Origin of the sequence: Antrihabitans stalagmiti (assembly GCF_016482825.1) — a bacterium.
GTDB classification, from domain to species: domain Bacteria; phylum Actinomycetota; class Actinomycetes; order Mycobacteriales; family Mycobacteriaceae; genus Antrihabitans; species Antrihabitans stalagmiti.
In genome coordinates, this window is record NZ_JAEMNV010000002.1 from 292,024 (window position 1) to 313,538 (window position 21,515).

At 65.1% G+C, this 21,515-nt stretch carries 4 protein-coding genes; all 4 read right to left on the bottom strand.

The genetic code is table 11. From position 1 onward, the window contains the following. Window positions 1–111 precede the first annotated feature (111 nt). Window positions 112–6,468 carry a type I polyketide synthase gene (locus JGU71_RS05735; protein ID WP_199703075.1) on the bottom strand — a complete coding sequence of 2,119 codons (6,357 nt, stop codon included), beginning with the start codon at window positions 6,466–6,468 and terminating at the stop codon, window positions 112–114. A 43-nt stretch (window positions 6,469–6,511) separates the two neighbouring features. Further along, complete coding sequence (locus JGU71_RS05740) at window positions 6,512–17,851, bottom strand: type I polyketide synthase (RefSeq protein WP_199703076.1); 11,340 nt, start codon at window positions 17,849–17,851, stop codon at window positions 6,512–6,514. A gap of 393 nt (window positions 17,852–18,244) precedes the next feature. Continuing rightward, a complete protein-coding gene (locus tag JGU71_RS05745) occupies window positions 18,245–20,746 on the bottom strand; it encodes an ABC transporter permease (RefSeq protein ID WP_199703077.1) in 2,502 nt (833 codons plus the stop codon). Continuing rightward, entirely contained in the window at window positions 20,746–21,447 is a 702-nt protein-coding gene (locus JGU71_RS05750; RefSeq protein WP_199703593.1) for an ABC transporter ATP-binding protein, read from the bottom strand. The genes JGU71_RS05745 and JGU71_RS05750 overlap by 1 nt, the downstream gene beginning before the upstream one ends. Between the last annotated feature and the right edge of the window lie 68 nt (window positions 21,448–21,515).

Here is a 21,515-nt window from a genome sequence, read left to right on the forward strand (position 1 = left end):
CGACGGCGACCGGTCCGTTCAGCGACTCGAACCGCGTGAGACGCTTCCGTGCGCCTTGGAGTTCGAGGGTCAAGCGTTTGAGGTAGTCGAGTGTCTTCTCGTCGCGGTGCACTATTTCAGCTCCTCGTCGATGAGGTCGAACATCTCGTCGAGGTCGGCCTGGGCGATCGAATCGGCTGTAACCGCAGGGACTCCACTCTCGCGCACAACGCCGCCGTCCAGTTCGGTCAGTGCGCGCAGCAGCTTCGTCGAGATCGCTTTGCGTACGTCGGCATCGGCGGGGCTCTGATTCACCATGGCCAATGCGCGATCGAGCATCGTCAGAACGTCCAGCTCACCCTCCGCGGCGGAGGGACCGAGCCGCTGCAGCAGATAGGCGGCGATGGCTGCCGGTGTGGGGTGGTCGAAAACGGTCGTCGCCGGAAGTTGTAGACCTGTGACTGCTTTGAGTCGGTTGCGTAGTTCGACCGAGGTCAGTGAGTCGAAGCCGAGATCGTGAAAGTTCGCTTCCGGGTCGACCTGCTCAGGCTTGCGGTGACCGAGCACAGTGGCGATCTGGGACCGGACTGTCTCCAACAGTCGTTTCGCTTGCTGCTCGGCGGTCAAGCCGTCCAGTTGCAGAGCAGCGTCGGCGGGTCGCCCGTTCGCTGCCTCGGGGCGACCACCGACGATTTCGCGCAAGATCGGCGGTACGGGCGACTCCCGCGCTGCTGAACGGAGACCCGCGATATCGAAGCGCGCCGCGACCACGGCGGGGGCAACGTGTGCAACGGCGGCATCGAAGAGGCCCAACCCGGCCTCGGTCGCCAATGGATACATTCCACCCCGCGCCATCCGAGTCGTATCGGAGCTGTCGAGCGTTCCGCCCATGCCGACCTCGGCCGACCACAGACCCCAGTCGATCGAGACGGCCGTTAGGCCCATCGATCGCCGATGCTCGGCCAAATCGTCCAGAAACGCATTCGCCGCAGCGTAATTGGCTTGCCCCGGCGCCCCGAAGACACCCGCGACCGAGGAGAACAGCACGAACCACGCAAGTGCACGATCGGCGGTCGACTCGTGCAGGTACCACGCTGCATCGGCTTTCGGTGCCAACGCGGTTCGCATCCGCTGCGGTGTCAACGCCGCGACAGTCCCATCGTCCAGTACACCGGCAGCATGGATCACCGCGGTCAGCGGATGCTGCTCGGATATTCCGGCGACGAGTGCCGCACATTCCGCGCGATCGGATACGTCACAAGCGACCAACTCGACGCTAGCGCCCAGTTCGTCGAGCTCCTCGTACAGTCGATCCGCACCTGGTGCCGCAGGACCACTTCGACTCGCCAACACCAGGTGTCGCACGCCGTGCTCGATCACGAGATGTCGCGCCAGTTCGGAGCCGAGTCCACCCGTCCCGCCGGTGATCAGAACCGTGCCGTTCGGATTCAGCTGCTGCGGCACGGTGAGCACGATCTTGCCGACATGGCGCGCCTGGCCGAAGTAGCGGAAAGCGTCGGGTGCTTGCCGGACATCCCATCCCGACACCGGAAGGGGCGCCAACTTTCCAGCGTCGAACAGAGCAGTCAGGTCACTGAGCATCGCGCCGATCCGGTCCCGATCCACGTCGGCGAGATCGATTGCGCGATAACGCACGCCGCCGTGGCTGCTCCCGATCTCAGTCGAGTCGCGGATATCGGTCTTGCCCATCTCGACGAACCAACCGCCGCGCGGCAGCAACCGCAGACCCGCATCGACAAAGTCGCCCGCCAGCGAATCGAGCACCACGTCCATTCCCGCACCGTCGGTCGCGGCGAGGAACTGCTCCTCGAACTCGAGTGTGCGTGAATCGGCGATGCGGTCAGCGGCAATGCCCAAACCTTCTACGGTGGACCACTTTCCGCGACTTGCCGTGGCATAGACCTCCAGGCCCCACAGCCGCGCCAACGCAACCGCTGCCATGCCGACCCCGCCTGCTGCGGCATGCACGAGCAATCGTTGCCCAGCGGTGACTCCCGCGGTATCCGCCAACGCGAACAATGCAGTGAGGTATACCGTCGGCACACCAGCCGCCTGCGCGAAGGACCAGCCCGCCGGTAGGCGCGTGAGCAGGCGGTGATCGGTCACCACAGCCGAACCACCCTCGGGCGCAAGGCCCATCACCGAGTCACCGACGGCAAGGTCGGTCACACCCGGACCCGTCGCCGTCACGACGCCCGAGATGTCGGAAACCACCGTCACCCGGTCGGGCGCAACGACGCCCAAACACACCATCACATCCTTGAAGTTCACACCCATCGCCCGGACGTCGACCCTGACCATCCCAGGCTCGAGGTCGCTGATCTCGGCTGAAATGGGCACGATCCCAACACCGTCCAGCATGCCGCGGTTGACAACCTCCAGCCGCCAACCACTCTCGGGCAGGTCGGCAGCGGTGTCCGCGGTGACGAGTCGAGGCACCGAGAGGACATCGTTTCGCACGGCAATTTCTGGCTCGCCCAATGTCGGCAGCCCGGCGTAGGTCACCTCCTGATGGTCGCCGTCCCTGACCACCAACGTGATTCGACCAGGGTCCTCGGCCTGAGCCGATCGCACCAGACCCCGCACAGCACCGCCGACGACGCCGCGCTCTACCACCACGACCAGATGCGAACCGCTGAGGGGCTCGCTTGCCATGAACCCCTGGAGCAGCGTCAGCACCAGCTCCGTTACCGCAGATACTCTCGCCGGTAGGCCGCGATGATCCTCCGCTGCAGCACAATCGACAACCAGAACATCGGGAACAGCAGCGGCACCGTCGAGCGCATCGGCCCATTGGGTCACACGAGTCGTCAGGACGGTGCCGACTTCGCCGTCGTGGCGCCAGTCGCCCAGTTCGGACCAGCGCACCTGGTGCAAGACCGGCGTTTCTCGGAAACCGCTGTCGGCCAATTGATCCGCAGTCAGAGCGCGCGCGATCATTCGCCGAACCGAGACCACAACACGCCCGGCATCGTCGAAGGCAACCAACCCACCCGCCAACCCGCCCTCGTTGTCGCCCGACATCGTCGTCCGAACACGCAGGCGGTGGGCGCCCGACGCGGACAACACCGCGCCCTCCCATACGTACGGCACCACCAAGCCTGCGCCGTCGCCGTCGGCGCCGAGCAATCCGACGTGCAACACCGCGTCGAGCAACGCTGGATGAATACCGAATCCCGCACTGTCGACCGAGTCCGGCAAGGCCACCTCGGCGAACAAGTCCTCGCCTGCCCGCCATAGTCGTTGTACGCCAACGAACGACGAGCCGTACCCGTAGCCCAGGTCGGCCAACTTCTCGTACCGATCGGCCACAGCTATCTCGACAGCATCTTCGGGCGGCCACACAGCCGACCCCACGCCGCTTTCCGACACAGACGCTCGCTCGATGGCACCATCGGCGTGCAGCACCCAATCGGTAGCGCCTTGCGTGCCGTAGTCGACTCGCGAGTAGATCGCAACCGACCGAACTCCCGAATCGGCATCCGCGCCGACCACGACCTGGACTGCGACGCCGCCGGAGTCCGGTACGAGCAGCGGCGCATGCAACGTCAGCTCACGCAGTACTGGACAACCGATCTCGTCGCCAGCGTGCAAAGCGAACTCGACGAAACCTGTGGCGGGGAACAGCATCCGTCCGAGAATGCGGTGATCGGCTAGCCATGGCTGCGCTGCCGACGAGAGGCGTCCCGTGTACACGGTGTCACCACCAGGTACCCGAACAACTGCCCGCAGCACGGCATGATCGACCTGATCCAAGCCCAAGCTGCCCACGTCCCTGACAATTTCCCCGGACGGCAGCCAATAGTGTTGGCGCTGGAACGCATACGTCGGTAGATCGGCGCGCTGTCCACCCGCGCCGGCGAACACTCTCGGCCAGTCGACATCGGCTCCGGCAGTGCACAACCGACCGACACCGGTCAGCAACGACCGCACCTCGGGCTGTTCCCGCCGGATCAGCGCCACAGTCACTGCGTCTGGATCCGCGGTCTCGGCAATCATCGCCGACGACGAACTTCCCGGACCCAATTCGACGAAGCGAACTCCACCTGCAGCGACCGCTGCGTCGACCCCATCGGCGAAACGTACTGTCTCGCGAACGTGCCTCACCCAGTACTCGACCGTGCCGTAGCCGGGACCCGCAAGCGCCCCTGTCACATTCGACACCAAGGGAATACGTGGTGCACTCGGCTCGATGCCGGCAATCTCCGCGGCGAAATCGGCAAGCATGGGTGCCATCGACATCGAGTGGAAAGAGTGCGACACCCGAAGCCTGCGGAAACTACGGTCCGCCCACCGTTTCTCGCACTCCGCTATTCCTGCCTCCGGCCCCGAGACCACAACCGAGCCTGGCGAATTCACCGCAGCGATCGAGACACCGTCCGGCAGTTCGCCGCTCTCGTCGACCGTGCCGGCGATCGACGCCATTGCGCCCCCGGCCGGCAGCGCCGCCATCAATCGGGCACGGACGCCGACCACCCGTGCGGCGTCGGCCAGTGACAACACGCCCGCGACGTGAGCGGCGACGATCTCACCTACCGAGTGCCCGATGGCAACGTCGGGCACCACGCCCCAGGACTCCAGCAGGCGGCTCAACCCCACACCTACCGCGAACAGTCCGCACTGCGCGACTATCGTCGCAGCAACTGCCTTCTCATCGTTGTCCCACAGCACGTTCCGCACATCGACAGCGCCGACGAAAGGCTCGGCCGCCGCCAACGCCTCGTCGAACCCGGCCGAGAACACCGGAAACGTCTCCGCGAGTTGTCGTCCCATACCGGCCCACTGCGAGCCCTGGCCGGGGAAGACGAAGACGGTCTCACCGGACACACCACGCATCCCGATCGGATCGGCCAGACCAGCCAACAACTCCTCCCGATCGGCACCGATTGCGATCGCGCGGTGTTCGAAGCTCGTCCGGCGGGCCAGCGAGACACCGACGTCCAACGGTGTCGCGGTCGGATGCGCTGCGGTCCAGTCGCGCAGTCGATCGATCTGTGCCGCAACCGCTTCCGCAGTGCGACCGGACACAACCCAAGGAACGACGGGAAGCACGGACGTCGCTGCCGCCACGGCGTCCTGCGCCGGCGCTTCCTCGACAATCACATGCGCATTCGTTCCACTGATCCCGAACGACGACACCCCTGCCCGCCGTGGTCTACCCGCCTTCGATTCCCATGCTCTCGACTCCGTCAGCAACCGAACGTCGCCGGACGTCCAATTCACATGCGACGACGGCTCATTCACATGCAAGGTTGCCGGCATCACGCCGCGACGCATCGCCTCGACGACCTTGATAACCCCTGCGACACCGGCCGCTGCCTGGGTATGGGCCATATTCGACTTCACCGAACCCAGCCACACCGGACCGACGCGATCGCGGCCGTAGGTTGCGAGCAACGCCTGCGCCTCGATCGGATCGCCCAGTCGAGTCCCCGTCCCATGGGCTTCGATCACATCCACATCCGCCGCCGACAGCCCGGCATGTGCCAACGCCGACCTGATCACCCGTTCCTGCGACGGTCCGTTCGGCGCCGTCAGTCCGTTGCTCGCCCCGTCCTGATTGACCGCAGAACCACGGATCACACCGAGAATTCGATGACCCTTCGCCTGAGCGTCGGAAATACGCTCCAGCACAAGCAGACCCGCGCCCTCACCCCACGCGACCCCATCGGCACTGTCCGAGAACGACTTACATCGCCCATCGGCAGAAAGCGCGCCCTGCCTGCTGAACTCGACGAACATCGGTTCGGCCATGGCCATCACCGTGACGCCACCGGCCAACGCCAGGTCGCAGTCGCCGGAACGAAGTGCCTGACCCGCTTGATGCAGTGCGACAAGCGATGACGAGCACGCAGTGTCCACCGATACTGCCGGGCCGACGAGCCCGAGCGCGTAGGCGACCCGACCGGACACAACACTCGCCGTTGCCCCGACTGTCAAATATCCTTCGACCTCGTCACGGCGTTCGCTCTGCAGCGCTGCGAAACCGTAGTCGTGCTGCATCACGCCTGCGAACACCCCGGTTGCGCTGCCTCGCAACGACACCGGATCGATGCCTGCGTCCTCGAGCGCCTCCCATGCCACTTCGAGCAGCACCCGCTGCTGCGGGTCCATTGCGGCCGCCTCGCGTGGACTGATGCCGAAGAACGCGGCATCGAACTCGGCCGCACCGTAGAGAAACCCGCCGGTCCGCGTGTACGACTTGCCGCGTGCCTCCGGATCGGCGTCGTAAAGCCCCTCGTCCCAGCCACGATCGAGCGGGAACTCACCCACTACGTCACGGCCCTCGGACACCATGTCCCACAACTCGTTCCGCGACGTCACGCCGCCGGGAAAGCGACATCCGACACCGACGATGGCGATCGGCTCACGGGCAGCGTCGAGCAGCTCCCGCTCCCGCTGGCGAGACTTCCTCAGCTCGGCTGTAACCCAGCGGAGGTTGTCGAGGAGTTCCTTGTCGTCGGCCATTACAGGTAGCTCCCCTTCCTCGTCCTGGTCCTCGCTGGCACGATCATGACTTTCCGAATTCGCGTTGGATCATGTCGAGCAGTTCATCGGCACTCGCCGACTCCAGATCGCCGCTGTCGACCGGTGTCTGCTCGCGCCGCGCGCCGATGTCTCGGACGGTCCGGACAAGCGCCTCCAACCGATCCGAGACCTGTGTCAGCACGGCCCCTCCCGGCTCCAGCTGAGTGAGCGCGCGCTCGAGCCGATCCAGCTCACCGAGGACACCGTCGGCGGCATCACCAAGAACCTGCTGCTGCAGGTATGTTGCAATCGCGAGCGGGGTCGGATGATCGAATACCGTTGTCGCCGAGAGCTGCAGTCCGGTAACAGTATTGAGTCGGTTGCGGAGCTCCACCGCGGTGAGCGAGTCGAAGCCGAGGTCGCGGAAGTTCGCTTCCGGATCTACCTGCTCGCCCCGACGGTGTCCGAGTACGATCGCGATCTGCGCGCGGACCGTATCCAGCAACCGCTTGGCCTGCTGCTCCGCGGACAACCCGCCGAGATCCAGTGCCGCAGTTGCGATCGGCGCAGGATCGACTGTACGTCGGCCGCCGACGAGGTCGTGGAGGATCGGCGGCCTGTGCGCCGCCGCACGGAGCGCGGCCAGATCGAAGTCGGCAGCGATCACAACGGCTCCGGGCTGAGCTACCGCGTCGTCGAACAACCTGACCCCGACGTCGGTTACCAAGGGGCGCAGGCCGCCCCGACCGATTCGCGCGGTGTTCGCTGTGCCGAGTGTCGCTCCCATGCCCGCGTCGGCTGCCCACAGACCCCAGTCGATCGCCACAGCCGGCAAGCCGAGCGCCCGTCGATGCACCGCAAGCTCGTCGAGAAAGCCGTTGGCCGCTGCATAGTTCGCCTGCCCGGGAGATCCGAAAACACCTGCAACAGAGGAGAACATGACGAACCACGCGAGGTCGTGATCGCGCGTCAGTTCGTGCAGGTGCCATGCAGCATCGACCTTCGGTGCCAGTACGGCACGCAGTCGCTTCGGGTTCAGCGCGGCGAGAACGCCATCGTCAAGCACGCCCGCCGTATGGACGATGCCGGTGAGCGGGTGTTCCTTCGGCAGTTGCTCGACAAGGTCACGGCATGCAGCACGGTCGGCAACATCACATTCCGCGATCCGTACCTGTGCACCGAGGTCGGTGAGCGAGGCGAGCAACAGCTCGGCGCCAGGCGCCGAAAGTCCACGCCGACTTGCCAGGACAAGATGCCGAACGCCGTGCTCGACGACAAGGTGCCGCGCAAGTACCGCGCCGAGTCCACCTGTCCCACCGGTGATCAGCACGGTGCCGTTCGGATCGAGCGGCTGCGGGACGGTCAGGACGATCTTTCCGACATGGCGCGCCTGGCCGAAGTATCGAAACGCGTCCGGTGCGTTGCGGACATCCCACGCCGATATCGGTAGCGGGGCAAGCCTGCCCGACTCGAACAGTGTCGACAACTCGCCGAGTAGTCGGCCGATGTGGTCGCTATCGACCTTGGTCAGGTCGACGGCGCGGTACCGCACTCCGTCGTGAACGCTCGCGACCTGTGCCGGATCGCGGATGTCGGTCTTGCCCATCTCGATGAACCAACCGCCGCGTGGCAGCAGTCGCAGGCCTGCGTCGACGAATTCGCCTGCCAGGGAATCCAAGACGACGTCCATACCTGCGTCGTCTGTCGCGGCCGAGAAGAACTTCTCGAATTCGAGGGTCCGCGAATCTGCGATCCGATCCGGCGCGACACCCAAACCGCGCACTGTCGACCATTTTCCGCGGCTGGCCGTCGCGTACACCTCGACGCCCCACAACCGAGCGAGCGCCACGGCCGCCATACCGACGCCACCGGCAGCTGCATGGACAAGCAACCGCTGGCCTGCCCTGATGTCGGCGATGTCCGACAACGCCAGCCATGCGGTCAGGTAGACCGTCGGGACACCCGCGGCCTCCCCGAACGACCAGCCCGCCGGAATCCTTGTCACCAGTTGCTGATTCGTCACAACCGTCGACCCGCCACCCGGCGCGAGTCCCATCACCCGGTCACCTACCGCAAACTCGCGCACGTCCGGACCGACCTCGACCACAACCCCGGCTACGTCGGACACCACACCGACCGCATCGGCCGATACGACACCCAGGCACACCAGCACGTCCCGGAAGTTGACGCCCATCGCCCGCACCGCGATTCGAAGCATGCCCTCGCCGAGTGTCGGTTGGCGATCCGAAGCCTCGACGATCCCGACGCCGTCCAGCACACCTGGATTCACCACGGCCAGCTTCCAGTCGGCCGCAGGCAGGGTATGCGGATCGACAGGGGCCACGCGCGGTGCGGAGACCGCACCGTCGCGAAGCGCCAATTCCGGCTCTCCCAGCATCGGTAGATGCGCGAAGTCGACGTCGGTTGCAGCACCCTCGATGTCCACCAGGGTGATTCGCCCCGGCTCTTCGGCCTGCGCGGAACGCAGCAGACCCCGGACAGCACCCCCCGAGAGACCGCGTGTGATGGCCACCAGATGTGAATCGGCGTACCGTCGATCGCCGAGGAAGGCCTGGACAAGCGCGAGTGTGTGGTCGAGTCCGCCGTGCACGCCTGGCACACTCGACGGCTCCGAAGGGGATGAATCGTCGACTGCAGCAACACATTCGACGACGATGACGTCGGGAGCAGGATCAGCCCCTGTGACGAGGGCGATCGCCTCTGCCACACTCAGGAGCCGACCCGCAACGCCGGAACGTGCGGGCTTCTGCAGCTCTGTCCACTGCACCTCGTGCAAGACGAGAGAATTGCGTACCGCTGCTCGTGGCTGCCAATTCACTGGCAAGGGTCGTGCGGCTATTCGATCCACCGAAACGACAGCACGCCCAGCGTCATCGAATGCTTCGAACGAGCCTGCGGCACCGCCGCTCACCACGATCCGTGCGCGGAGTCGACGCGCGCCGGTGGCAAGCAACGAGACGCCCTGCCACACGAACGGCACCAGAACCGCGTTGTCGGTGCCCGGTTCGAACGACCCGAGTACTCCAGCATGAACAAGCGCGTCGAGCAACGCGGGATGGATTCCGAATGCTGCGTTGTCCGCCGCATCGTTGGTCACCGCATCCGGCAGCGCGACGTCAGCGAAGAGCACGTCTGCGTCGCGCCACAGCCGTTGCACGCCGATAAATGTGGGTCCGTAGCCGTACCCGGCCTCGGCCAGGCGGGCATATCTTTCGGCGACGTCGAGCTCGGTCGCACGCTCGGGTGGCCACGGGCCGGAATAGACCTGCACGCCTGATGGATCGGCCGCACTCACGACCGCCTCGGCGTGCAGTACCCACTCTGCGTCCGGCTGGTCACCTCGTGAATAGACCGACACAGCCGAGTCGCGCATCGCGACCTGAACCGCAACACCACCTGAATCGGGCAGCACCAACGGCTCTCGCAACATCAGTTCCTCGATATGACCGCATTCGACTTCGCTGCCCGCGCGAATCACCAACTCCGCCAACGCCGCTGCGGGCACCAAGACCGAACCAAGGACCGTGTGGTCTGCCAACCAGGGCAGTGAGCCGATCGACATCCGGCCGGTGAACACCAGGTCGCCACCGGGCACACCAACCATTGTTCGTAGGACCGGATGATCGACGCGTGTCTGACCAAGGCTGCTCGACTCGGCTGGAGAATCGGCATGCAGCCAATAGCGTTGGCGTTGAAACGCATACGACGGCAAATCCACCCGCTGCGCACCCTGCCCCGCAAAGAACTGCACCCAATCCACCGCGACGCCATGGCAATGCGCATCCGCCACCGCCCGCACCAGCATCTGCACCTGCGGACGCCCCCGCCGCTGCGTCGCAACCACAGCATCGGCACCGATCACCGCCGACAACTGCGCATCCGGACCGACCTCAACGAACCGGCTGCCACCCGCAACCTTCGCCGCACTGATCCCATCAGCGAAGCGGACCGGCTCCCGCACCTGCCGCACCCAATACCCCGGATCAGTGAACAACTCCGACTCCAGTTGCCCGGTCACGTTCGACACCAACGCAACACGCGGCAGATGCCACGTGAGTTGCTGTGCCACCGCCGCGAACTCCGCCACCATCGGATCCATCAACTCCGAATGAAACGCATGACTCACAGTGAGCCGTTTCGTGCGCCGACCCGACCACCGCGCTTCCAGTTCCTCGATCGCCGCCACCGGACCCGACACCGTCACCGACGAACGACTGTTGATCCCCGCGATCGACACCCCCACAGGTAGATCCGCAATGTCAGCCTCAGCGATTTCCACCGCCAGCATCGCCCCACCCGCAGGCAACGCCGCCATCAACGCACCCCGCGCCGTCACCAACCGCACCGCATCCGCCAGATCCAACACCCCCGCCACATGCGCCGCCGCGATCTCCCCGATCGAATGCCCCACCACCACATCCGGAATCACACCCCACGACTCGAGAAGGCGACAGAGAGCCACCTCGACCGCAAACAAGGCCAGCTGGGTGTTGTCCGTCCGATCCAGATCCGTTCCACTGTCGAACAACCACCCCGGATCACACACCTGTGTGATTGCTTCCGCGAACACCGGAAACGCCTCGAACAACTCCCGACCCATCCCCGACGACTGCGCACCCTGCCCCGAGAACACGAACACCGTCTTCCCCGCAACAACCTTCACCGGAACCACAGCCTCGAGCCCAGCCGGATCAACCACCGCCACCCGCCACGGCAACTGCGCCCTACCCGCCAACGACACTCCGACATCCACCGCGGACACGTCTGGATGCACGTCCAGCCACCGCCGCAGCCGAAGCGACTGTGCAACAACAGCATCCGCCGACCGACCCGACACCACCCACGGCACCACCGGGAGCGAAATCGATTTCCCCACGCCACCATCCGACAGCGCCACACCCTCGACCGACGGGGCTTCCTCCACAATCACATGCGCATTCGTCCCACTGATCCCGAACGACGACACCCCCGCCCGCCGCGGCCGACCCTTCGACTCCCACACCCGCGCCTCACTCAAAAGACGCACCGCACCCACCGACCAATCCACATGCGACGACGGCACACCCCCAAACAACGACGCCGGCATCACCCCCCGCCGCATCGCCTCCACCACCTTGATCACACCCGCGACACCCGCCGCCGCCTGCGTATGACCCATATTCGACTTCACCGACCCCAACCACACCGGACCGTTTTCCCGATTCTGGCCATACGTCGCCAACAACGCCTGCGCCTCGATCGGATCCCCCAACGCCGTCCCCGTCCCATGCCCCTCCACCACATCCACATCAGCCGACACCAACCCCGCCGACGCCAACGCCGACCGAATCACCCGCTCCTGCGACGGACCATTCGGCGCCGTCAACCCATTCGACGCACCATCCTGATTCACCGCAGAACCCCGCACCACCCCCAACACCCGATGACCCTTCAACCGCGCATCCGACAACCGCTCCAACACAACCAAACCCGCACCCTCACCCCACCCAACCCCATCAGCCGAATCAGAAAACGACTTACACCGACCATCCGGAGCCAAACCCCGCTGCCGACTGAAGTCGACGAAGACGGTCGGTGTTCCCATCACCGTCACACCGCCGGCCAACGCCAGACTGCACTCCCCCGATCGCAATGCCGCAGAAGCTTGATGCATTGCAACCAAGGACGACGAACACGCCGTGTCCACCGAGACAGCCGGGCCCAACAACCCGAGCGAGTACGCAACTCGACCCGTTACCAGCGAACCGCCGGGTGTATGCGATCCGTAGTCGTGATACATCACGCCTGCGAACACTCCGGTGTCGGTGCCGCGCAACGACACCGGATCGATCCCTGCGTCTTCGAGCGCCTCCCACGCCACCTCGAGCAGTATGCGTTGCTGCGGGTTGGTTGCTAGTGCTTCACGCGGCGAGATGCCGAAGAACGCCGCATCGAAATCGCCTGCGTCGTAGAGAAACCCACCGGAGTTCGTATATGACTTACCCTCCGCGTCGGGATCCGGATCGTAAAGATTGTCGTCCCATCCGCGGTCGTCGGGAAACTCGCCGATGACATCCAAACCGTCGGATACCAACTGCCACAGATCGTCTCGGGATCCAACTCCCCCCGGATATCGACAGCCCACACCCACGATGGCAATAGGCTCTGCCGACTCGGCGATACGCGCCGGTTGAGCTGACACGCGCGATGCGCCGCTCGACTGTTCGACCAGGTAGGCGGCGAGCGCCGTCGGCGTAGGGTAATCGAAGACCGCGGTTGCAGGAAGCGGCAGTCCCGTAGCTGCTTTCAGACGGTTGCGGACTTCCAGCGCCAGCAGTGAGTCGAAGCCGAGATCCTGGAAATTTCTGTCCGGGTCGATGGCGTCCGGGGCGGTGTGCCCGAGTGCCACCGCTATCTCCGCGCGCACAGTGTCGAGCACCACTGAAAGCTGTTCTTGTGGAGCGATATTCGCCATTCGATCGACAAAAGTATGCGATCGTCCGACAGTGTGCGCCGACGGGCGCGGCTTCGGCGCAATGACACCCCACATCGGCGTACCCAGCCCGGCACGTGCCCGCAAGGTTCGCGAGTCGACTGTCGCGGCAACCACGTCCGGGCGCAGGGAACGAATTGCCTCGTCGAAGAGCGTCAGCGCGTCCTCGGTCGGCAGCGGGGTCAATCCGGCGCGACCGAGCCTGGCAGTGTCGGTGTCGCTCAGTACGGCCGTCATACCGCCATCCGCCCTCCACGGACCCCAGGCGATCGAGGTCGCGACGGAACCGGCCGCGTGCCGCTCCCGCGCGAGCGCGTCCAAAAATGCGTTCGCTGCCGCGTAGTTCGCCTGTGCAGGTGACCCGACAACCCCTGCGGCAGAAGAGAACAACACGAACATCGACAGATCGTGGTCAACCGTGGCGGTGTGGAGGTACCACGCGCCGTCGACCTTGGGCCGCAGTACTCTCCTCAGTCGGTCCGGATCGAGCGTGCAGAGCACGCCGTCCTCGACGACACCCGCGGCATGCACAACACCGACGAGCGGAACCTCCGCGTCGATCGACGCTACGAGTTCACGCACTGCGCCGAGATCGGCGACGTCGCAGGCGACAACCCGCACGTCGGCACCCTGTTCCACCAGTTCCGCCCGCAGTTGCTCCGCCCCCGGTGTCGACGCACCACGGCGACTCACGAGGAGCAAATGCCGAACTCCATATCGGCGGACCAGATGTCGAGCGAGAATCGCCCCGAGCCCACCGGTTCCACCCGTGATCAACACGGTTCCGGCCGACAGCTCGGGCGGCGGTGTCAGCGTCGGCGCAGCACCGCGTACCAATCGTGGGACGAACACCTGCGCTCCACGCAGCGCAAGTTGTGGCTCGGTGGATGCTGATGTCGCAGAGAGGATCTCAGCCACGTCGACATGGACACCGTCAATATCAACCAGCCGCACCCGGTCCGGTTCCTCTACCTGAATCGACCGGACCAATCCCCAGACAGCGCCCGCACCGAGGTCGACCGTGTCGTTTTCGTGGACCGTCACGCCACCCCGGGTGAGCACGGTGAGGGTGCTCGCATCGAACCTCGCGTCTTGCAGAAACTGCTGCAGCACAGCCACAACCGTCTGAGACATCGTGTGCACGTTGGCAACCACATCGGTCCGCGCGTGGGCCGAGCGCACATCCACAACGACATCGGCAGGCACAACTGCTACGGCTGAGTCGACGACAGCGCTCCACTCGGCGTACGACACCGACGCGGGCGGGCAGTGCACCGGTTGCCACTCGACTCGGAGCAACGACGAGGTGTCGGACTCGTTGTCGTCGACCGCGATCGCACGCGCTGTCACTTCGGCAACCGATAGGACCGGGCGGCCTTGCGAATCCACAACGACCAATGCCATCGTGTCTGGCGCAGTCACCGTGATCCGCGCACGGACCGCTGTTGCACCCGATGCCTGCAGCGTCACGCCTTCCCACACGAACGGCAGGAGGACACCGTCCGCGGAGCGCATCGCCAACTGTGCGTGCAGAATCGAATCGAGCAGAGCGGGATGCAACCCGAAACCGCTTGCGTCCGTCGAATCCGGCAGTGCAGCTTCGACGAACAGTTCGTCGCCACGGCGCCACAGCGCGGTCAGACCACGGAAGGCGCTGCCGTAGTGATAGCCGCTCGTCGCGAGGCGACCGTAGAGATCACCTAGCTCGACCGCGTCGGACCCGAGAGGAGGCCAGGCAGCAAGATCGACAGCGGGCGTATCAATTGCGGGCGAGAGCTTGCCACTCGCGTGCAGGGTCCATTCGTCCACGCTCGAACCAGCGGATACCGTCTCGTCCCGCGCGTATATGGACACGGTTCGCGTACCCGATTCGTCTGCTCCACCGACAATCACGTGCACGACCGCAGCGCCGTCAGCGGAGAGTCGCATCGGTGCGGTGATCGACAGTTCGCGAATCGAACGGCAACCCACTTCGTCGCCGGCACGGACGGCAAGTTCGACGAAAACCGTTCCGGCAACGACGATGCTGTTGCCGATCCGGTGGTCCGCCAGCCACGGCTGCGCCATCGGGGACAGCACGCCGGTAACTACGACACCACCCGAATCCGGGTTCGCGACAATAGCATTCACCAGCGGATGGCCAGTCGCCCGCAATCCGGCTGCGTCGACGGCAGCGGCTCCTGCGCTCGCCCAGTACCGAACGGGGGCAAAGGCATACGGAGGCAGGGGCACGTACGTCGCGCCTTTTCCGCCGAGCATCGCACGCAATGTCACCGCGATACCACTACAAGCCAGGGTTGCTGCCGCGGTGATCGTCGAAACCACACCACCGCGATCCTTACGCAGCAGCGGGACCGCGCAGACATCGTCGATCGAAATCGACTCGTGCAGCAGGTTCGTCAGGCCTCCGTCCGGGCCGAGTACGACGAAACGGACCACTCCTGCCTCGTCGAGCGAACGGATCGCATCGGCGAATCCGACCGGCTCACGCACCTGACGAACCCAGTACTCCGCTGTCGCCAGGTCGAGGTCGGCCGCAACGGTGGAAATCATCGGGATCGATGGTGTTGTGTAGGAGATGCTTTCGGCAACCTGTGCGAACTCGGCCAACATCGGCTCGACAAGCGCGGAATGGAACGCGTGCGACACCGGCAGGCGGCTGCACCGGTAGCCGCTCTGCTCGAGCACATCGACCAGAGCGGCGACGGGATCGGCAGCGCCGGAAACCACTACCGATGTGGGTCCGTTGACTGCGGCAATTTCGGTACCCGCGACAAGCGCCGACCTGACCTGCGCCTCGGATGCCTGCACGGCGACCATCGCGCCGCCGCCGGGGAGCGCCGCCATCAATTTCCCACGTGCTGCCACGAGGCGGGCGGCGTCAGCGAGGGACAACACGCCGGCGACGTGAGCGGCGGCAATTTCTCCGATCGAATGTCCGGCGACGAATTCCGGTGTTATACCCCAGGATTCGACAAGCCGGTACGAGGCGACACCGATCGCGAACAGTGCGGCCTGTGCAAAGTCGGTGCGGTCGAGCAACTCCCGGTCACGTCCCCATACGACGTCCCGCAGCGGTTGGGCGGACTCCAGGTCGAGAACGGCTGCCGCCGCATCGAATGCCGCTGCGAAAACCGGGAACTCGGTGTACAGGTCCTGACCCATTCCGACGAACTGCGCACCCTGGCCGGGAAAGACGAATGCGGTTCGCCCGGCGATCGCGCTGCCACCGATCACAGTCGGCGAGGTGCGGCGCGCCGCGATCGCGTCCAGTCCGGCGAGCAGATCCGTGCGGTCGGTAGCCACCACAACCGCACTGCACCCGTGGCTCGACCGATTTGCGAGCGACCAGGCGACGTCCAGTGTGGAAAGGTCGTTCCTGGTGTGCAGCCACCGCGCCAGACGAGCCGCCTGACGTACCAGACCGTCGTCGTCACGAGCCGTAAGCACCCACGGCACAACCGGATTCCCGGGCTCGACGCCCTGGACAGACGGCTGCGGTGTCGGCGCGGCTTCGAGAACGAGATGCGCATTGGTTCCGCTGATGCCGAACGACGAGACTGCCGCACGCCGTGGCCGATCGCCGACCTCCCACGGTCGGGCCGAGTCGAGGAGGTCGAGTGTGCCTGCCGTCCAGTCGATCTGGTGACTCGGCTCGTCGATGTGCAGCGACCTCGGCACCACACCATGCTCCATGGCGACAATCATTTTGATCACTCCGGCGACGCCTGCCGCGGCCTGTGTGTGGCCGATGTTCGATTTGAGTGATCCGAGCAGCACCGGTCGGTCGGTTTCGCGTTGCCCGTACGTGGCGAGCAGCGCGTGGGCCTCGATCGGATCGCCGAGTGGTGTACCGGTGCCGTGCGCCTCGACGACGTCGATGTCGTCGACCCCCAACCCGGCCGCGTCCAGCGCGGCTCGAATCACCCGCTGCTGCGACAGTCCGTTCGGAGCGGTGAGTCCGTTGCTCGCGCCGTCGTGGTTGATCGCACTTCCGCGAACGACTGCCAAGATGTTGCGTCCGTTGCGCTGCGCATCCGACAACCGTTCGAGCAGGAGGACGCCGACCCCTTCGGACCAGCCGACACCGTCCGCCGCGTCGGAGAAAGACTTGCAGCGCCCGTCTGCTGCGAGTCCGCGCTGGCGCGAGAAGTACTGAAACATTCCCGGTGTCGCCATGATCGTCACACCGCCGGCGAGCGCGAGGTCGCACTCACGTGACCGCAAGGACTGGGCGGCCTCGTGCAGCGCCACGAGCGACGACGAGCACGCCGTGTCGATGGAGAGCGCCGGACCGTGCAGGCCGAGGTGATAGGCGATGCGGCCGGATACGACGCTGATCGTGTTTCCCGTCAGCGAATGGCCCTCGATTTGGGCCCAGCCTTCGGTGTTGAGCAGTCGCGCTCCGTAATCGTTTGCACTCGCGCCGGCGAAGACACCGGTTCGGCTGCCGCGCAACGACCTCGGATCGATGTCCGCGTGTTCGACGGCCTCCCAGGAGGTCTCGAGCAGGAGCCGCTGCTGCGGGTCCATGGCCATTGCCTCACGGGGCGAGATGCCGAAGAACTCGGCGTCGAATTCGGTAGCCCCGTCGAGAAACCCACCCTCGCGGACGTACGTGCGTCCTGCCGCGTCGGGGTCGGAATCGAAAAGCGCGTCGGTATCCCAATCCCGATCGCGAGCGAACGCACCGATGGCATCACGTTCGTCCGCAACCAGCTCCCACAGCTCGTCCGGCGTCGTCACACCACCTGGCAAGCGGCAGGCCATCCCGATCACCGCGATCGGCTCCGTGCGCTCGGCACGCAGCCGACCGACCTCGCTGCGCGCCTCGCGAGCCTCACCAAGCGTCCGCTTCAGGTATTCCCTGAGCTTGTCCTCGTTAGACATGCCGTCATTCGCCGTTCGTCGGAACGTGTCGACATGACTCGGGTCCGCAGCTTGCGTCACGACGCGACCGAGTCGTACGTCCCACATCAGGCAGGGTGATCGACCTCCATCGTCCGGGCTGCAATTGCGCGTCGACGACGATCGCCGACCAACCCGGAAGCGTTGCTTGCCGTGCTGTCGCCCGCAGACGTCGCCCCCAATCGGATCATATCCACACAGATGGCTATCCGTGCCAGGACGGTGAAACCGGAGCGATCCGATACCCGACCAGCCGGCCGCAGTATCACGAAAATGATTGCAGCAAGCGCCTTTTCACTAGACAGCCGACACTGATTCGGGCCGGCGAGACTTTCGGATTGGTTCGACCGTACCGCTACTGCAGGCCGTTCAAGATCAGTCGACACTCACCGCGTCGATGACGTTCAGCCGAGCCGCATGTAGACCAGGCGGAATTGCACCGAGGAGACTCAACAGCAACGCGGCGAGGCCGAACACCACGGTCGGCGGCGTCAGCTGGAACGCGATGTCCAATCCGAGCACATGCGAAAACGCAATGGTGTTCACGTACTGGTTGAGCACACCGACGACAAGCCCACAAAGTCCACCGACAATCCCGATCGCCGCTGCCTCCACGAGGACCGTACGCATCGTGAACCTGCGCGAAGACCCCATCGCACGCAGTACACCAAGCTCGCGACGTCGTTCCAGCACCGACAACATCATCGTGTTCACCAGGGCAACGGCTGCGACGAACACCACGATCCACGTGATCGCGCTGATCAGAACCGTGGCCTGCTGCAGGCTGGCGGTCATTCCGTCGAGCACTTCTCGTCCCGAATACACGTTGACCGACGACGGCACTACGCCCTCGATCGCCGCCTGCACCGCGGCGCGATCTGCCCCCGAATCGACCGTCACCTCGAGCAGCGTCGAACCGGGTCGATCGAACCACTGCTGCATCAGCGGCAAACTCATCCCGACGAAACCGGTGAGGGCCGAGAAGTACGGAAATACCTCCAGCACCTGGACGTTTTCGAACCCGTTCGGCGTCGGCACCGTCAGAGTGCTACCCGCCTCGACGTCGAGCACCCGAGCGATGTCACGCGAGACGACCACACCTTCGCCCGCCAGCACTTTCACACGTGACGGCTCGCTGATCGCCTCGTACAGGGGGTGCTGCGTACCCGACGCAAGTCCCTGCACGACCACTTTCGATCCACCGATGGAGGCATACGCCAACTGGCCTGGCACCACGGCGGCCACGCCAGGCAGTGCCCCGATCGTCTGCTCGATATCGCGCGGCAGCAGCGGACCGGTGGGAAAAACCTGACTCGACGTCGGTTGCACCCAGATGTCCACGGCTGCGGCGGGGCTGAACGCGGCCGCCGCCGAGTCGACGCCGTTCGTGTTCGAGCCGGTGATCGACACCATCATGGACACGGCGATGAGGACCGAGATCACGGTCACCCAGATCCGCCGCGGCGCGCGCGCGATCGTTGCCGCCGCGACCGCACCCGGCGTTCCGAACAGCCGCGCCACCGCGGCTGTTGCCGCGACCAATTCGTGAAAGAAGGCGAAACAGACAAATACAGCGCCGTTGAGAAACATGGCCACCGACACGATCGACCACAAGCCGAGGTCGATCCACGCCGCAGCGATCGACAGCACGATCGCAGCCGCACCCAATACTCCCGCGACAAGGCGCAACGGCAGGCCGACCTTGTCTGCGGACGAGACACCGACGGGTGCCAGGGCCTCGATCGGGGCCACCTTGTACACCGCTCGCGCCGCGACGGCCGCGGCACCGACGCCCGAAACAACACACGCTGCGACGACGACCGGGACTGTGAACCAGGGCAGCGAGTAGGCGATGTCCATCTGCAGCGACTGCATGAACGTCGCGGGTAGCAATCCGATCGTCCAGCGGCCCATCAACATTCCGATGCCGACGCCGATCACGGCACCGATCGCGCTGAGGATCGCGGCCTCTGCGAGCAGGTCACGGAAGATCGCCCGCTTGTTTCCGCCGATCGCCCGGACTATGGAGATCACGTTGCGGCGCTGGTTGATTGCCATGCTCATGGCGTTGTAGATCAGGAAGCCCGCGACGACGAGACCCAACGCCGCAGCCATCAACGTCGTCGACTGCAGCACGGCGATGACGCCGCCCGCCTGCGCCGCGCGGAAGGTGGGGTCAGCGACCACAGCACGACCCGCGACAGTGTCGTCGACCGCCGTGCGAACCTCGTCGAGGTCGGCGCCAGGGTCGGTGACCAGCAGCATCGAATCGATCGAACCGGCGCGATTCACCAGTTGTTGCGCCAAGCCGAGCGTGGTCATCACGAAGTTGCCGTCGTTGATCCGCTCGACAGCATCGCCGTCCACCACTGCGGCGACGGTCACCTCGGTGTCGCCGAGTATGACCTTCTGCCCCTTCGACCAACCTGTGCCGTTACCGACGAGTACACCGTTGCGAACGGTCAGCAGCTCGGTGCCGCCACCTGTCTGGTCAAGAACGGCCTGCTGAACGTCGCTGCGCCAGCCCTGTCCTGCCAGCGGATCGAAACCGATGAGTAGGAGGTTGCCGTTCGGCGATCCGATCGACGCCCTGATCATCGGCACGGCCGCCTGTACACCCGGCACCCGAGCCACTTCGGGCTGCAATGACTGCTCGAATCCGGCGTCGGTGACGCCCGAAACCTCGTACTCGGCGTTGCCCGCGATGCTGCTACCGAGTTGGTCGACCGACCCTGTGATCGAGCCGGAAATTCCGATGACAGCGACGAGCAAAGCCGCCGAAACAGCGGTGACCGCAACCGCCATCGAGGTGCGGCCCAGGTGAGCTACGAACTCGCGAACATTGAACAGCCGCAACCGATCCAACGTCGCGAGCATCAGTCGATACCGATTTTCCTTGCGGCACCGGTGAATTCGTCGGACCGTAAACGCCCGTCCTGCAACGTGACAACGCGATCGGTCGAGGCTGCAGCGTCCTGATTGTGGGTCACCATCACGACCGCGCGCCCTGAGCCTTTGTCGTGCGCGACCTCGGCAAGCAACTCGAGTATCGAGGCGCCGGTCTTGGAATCGAGGTTGCCGGTCGGCTCGTCCGCGAGGATCAGCGGTGGATCCATCATCAGTGCGCGGGCGACCGCAACTCGCTGCATCTCACCGCCGGACATCTCCGCAGGCCGATGGTTCGCACGTTTGGCGAGGCCGACCTTGTCGAGCAGCGCAAGCGCGTCCGGCTTCGCCTTTCGTAGGCCGACGCCGTCGAGCAACTTCGGTATTGCGACGTTCTCCCACGCGGACATGGTCGGCAGGAGGTTGAAGAACTGAAAGATGAACCCGACCTGATGTCGCCGAAACTCCGACTGCTGCTCGTCGGTCAGCTGAGCGATCTCTTTGTCGCCGAAGCGGATCGACCCGGAATCCGGTGCATCGAGGGCGCCGAGCAGATGCAGAAACGTGCTTTTGCCAGCGCCGGACGGACCGACGATGGAGATGAAATTTCCGCCTGCGAGGGACAGTGTGACGCCGTCGAGAGCGCGGACGGTTTGACCGCCGACGCGGTACTCGCGAACGACATCGGTCATCGCCACCGTTAGCGACGCCGGGTTGTCGATCGGTTCAGCTGCTGGCGGCATAGGCCCTACCCAATCAC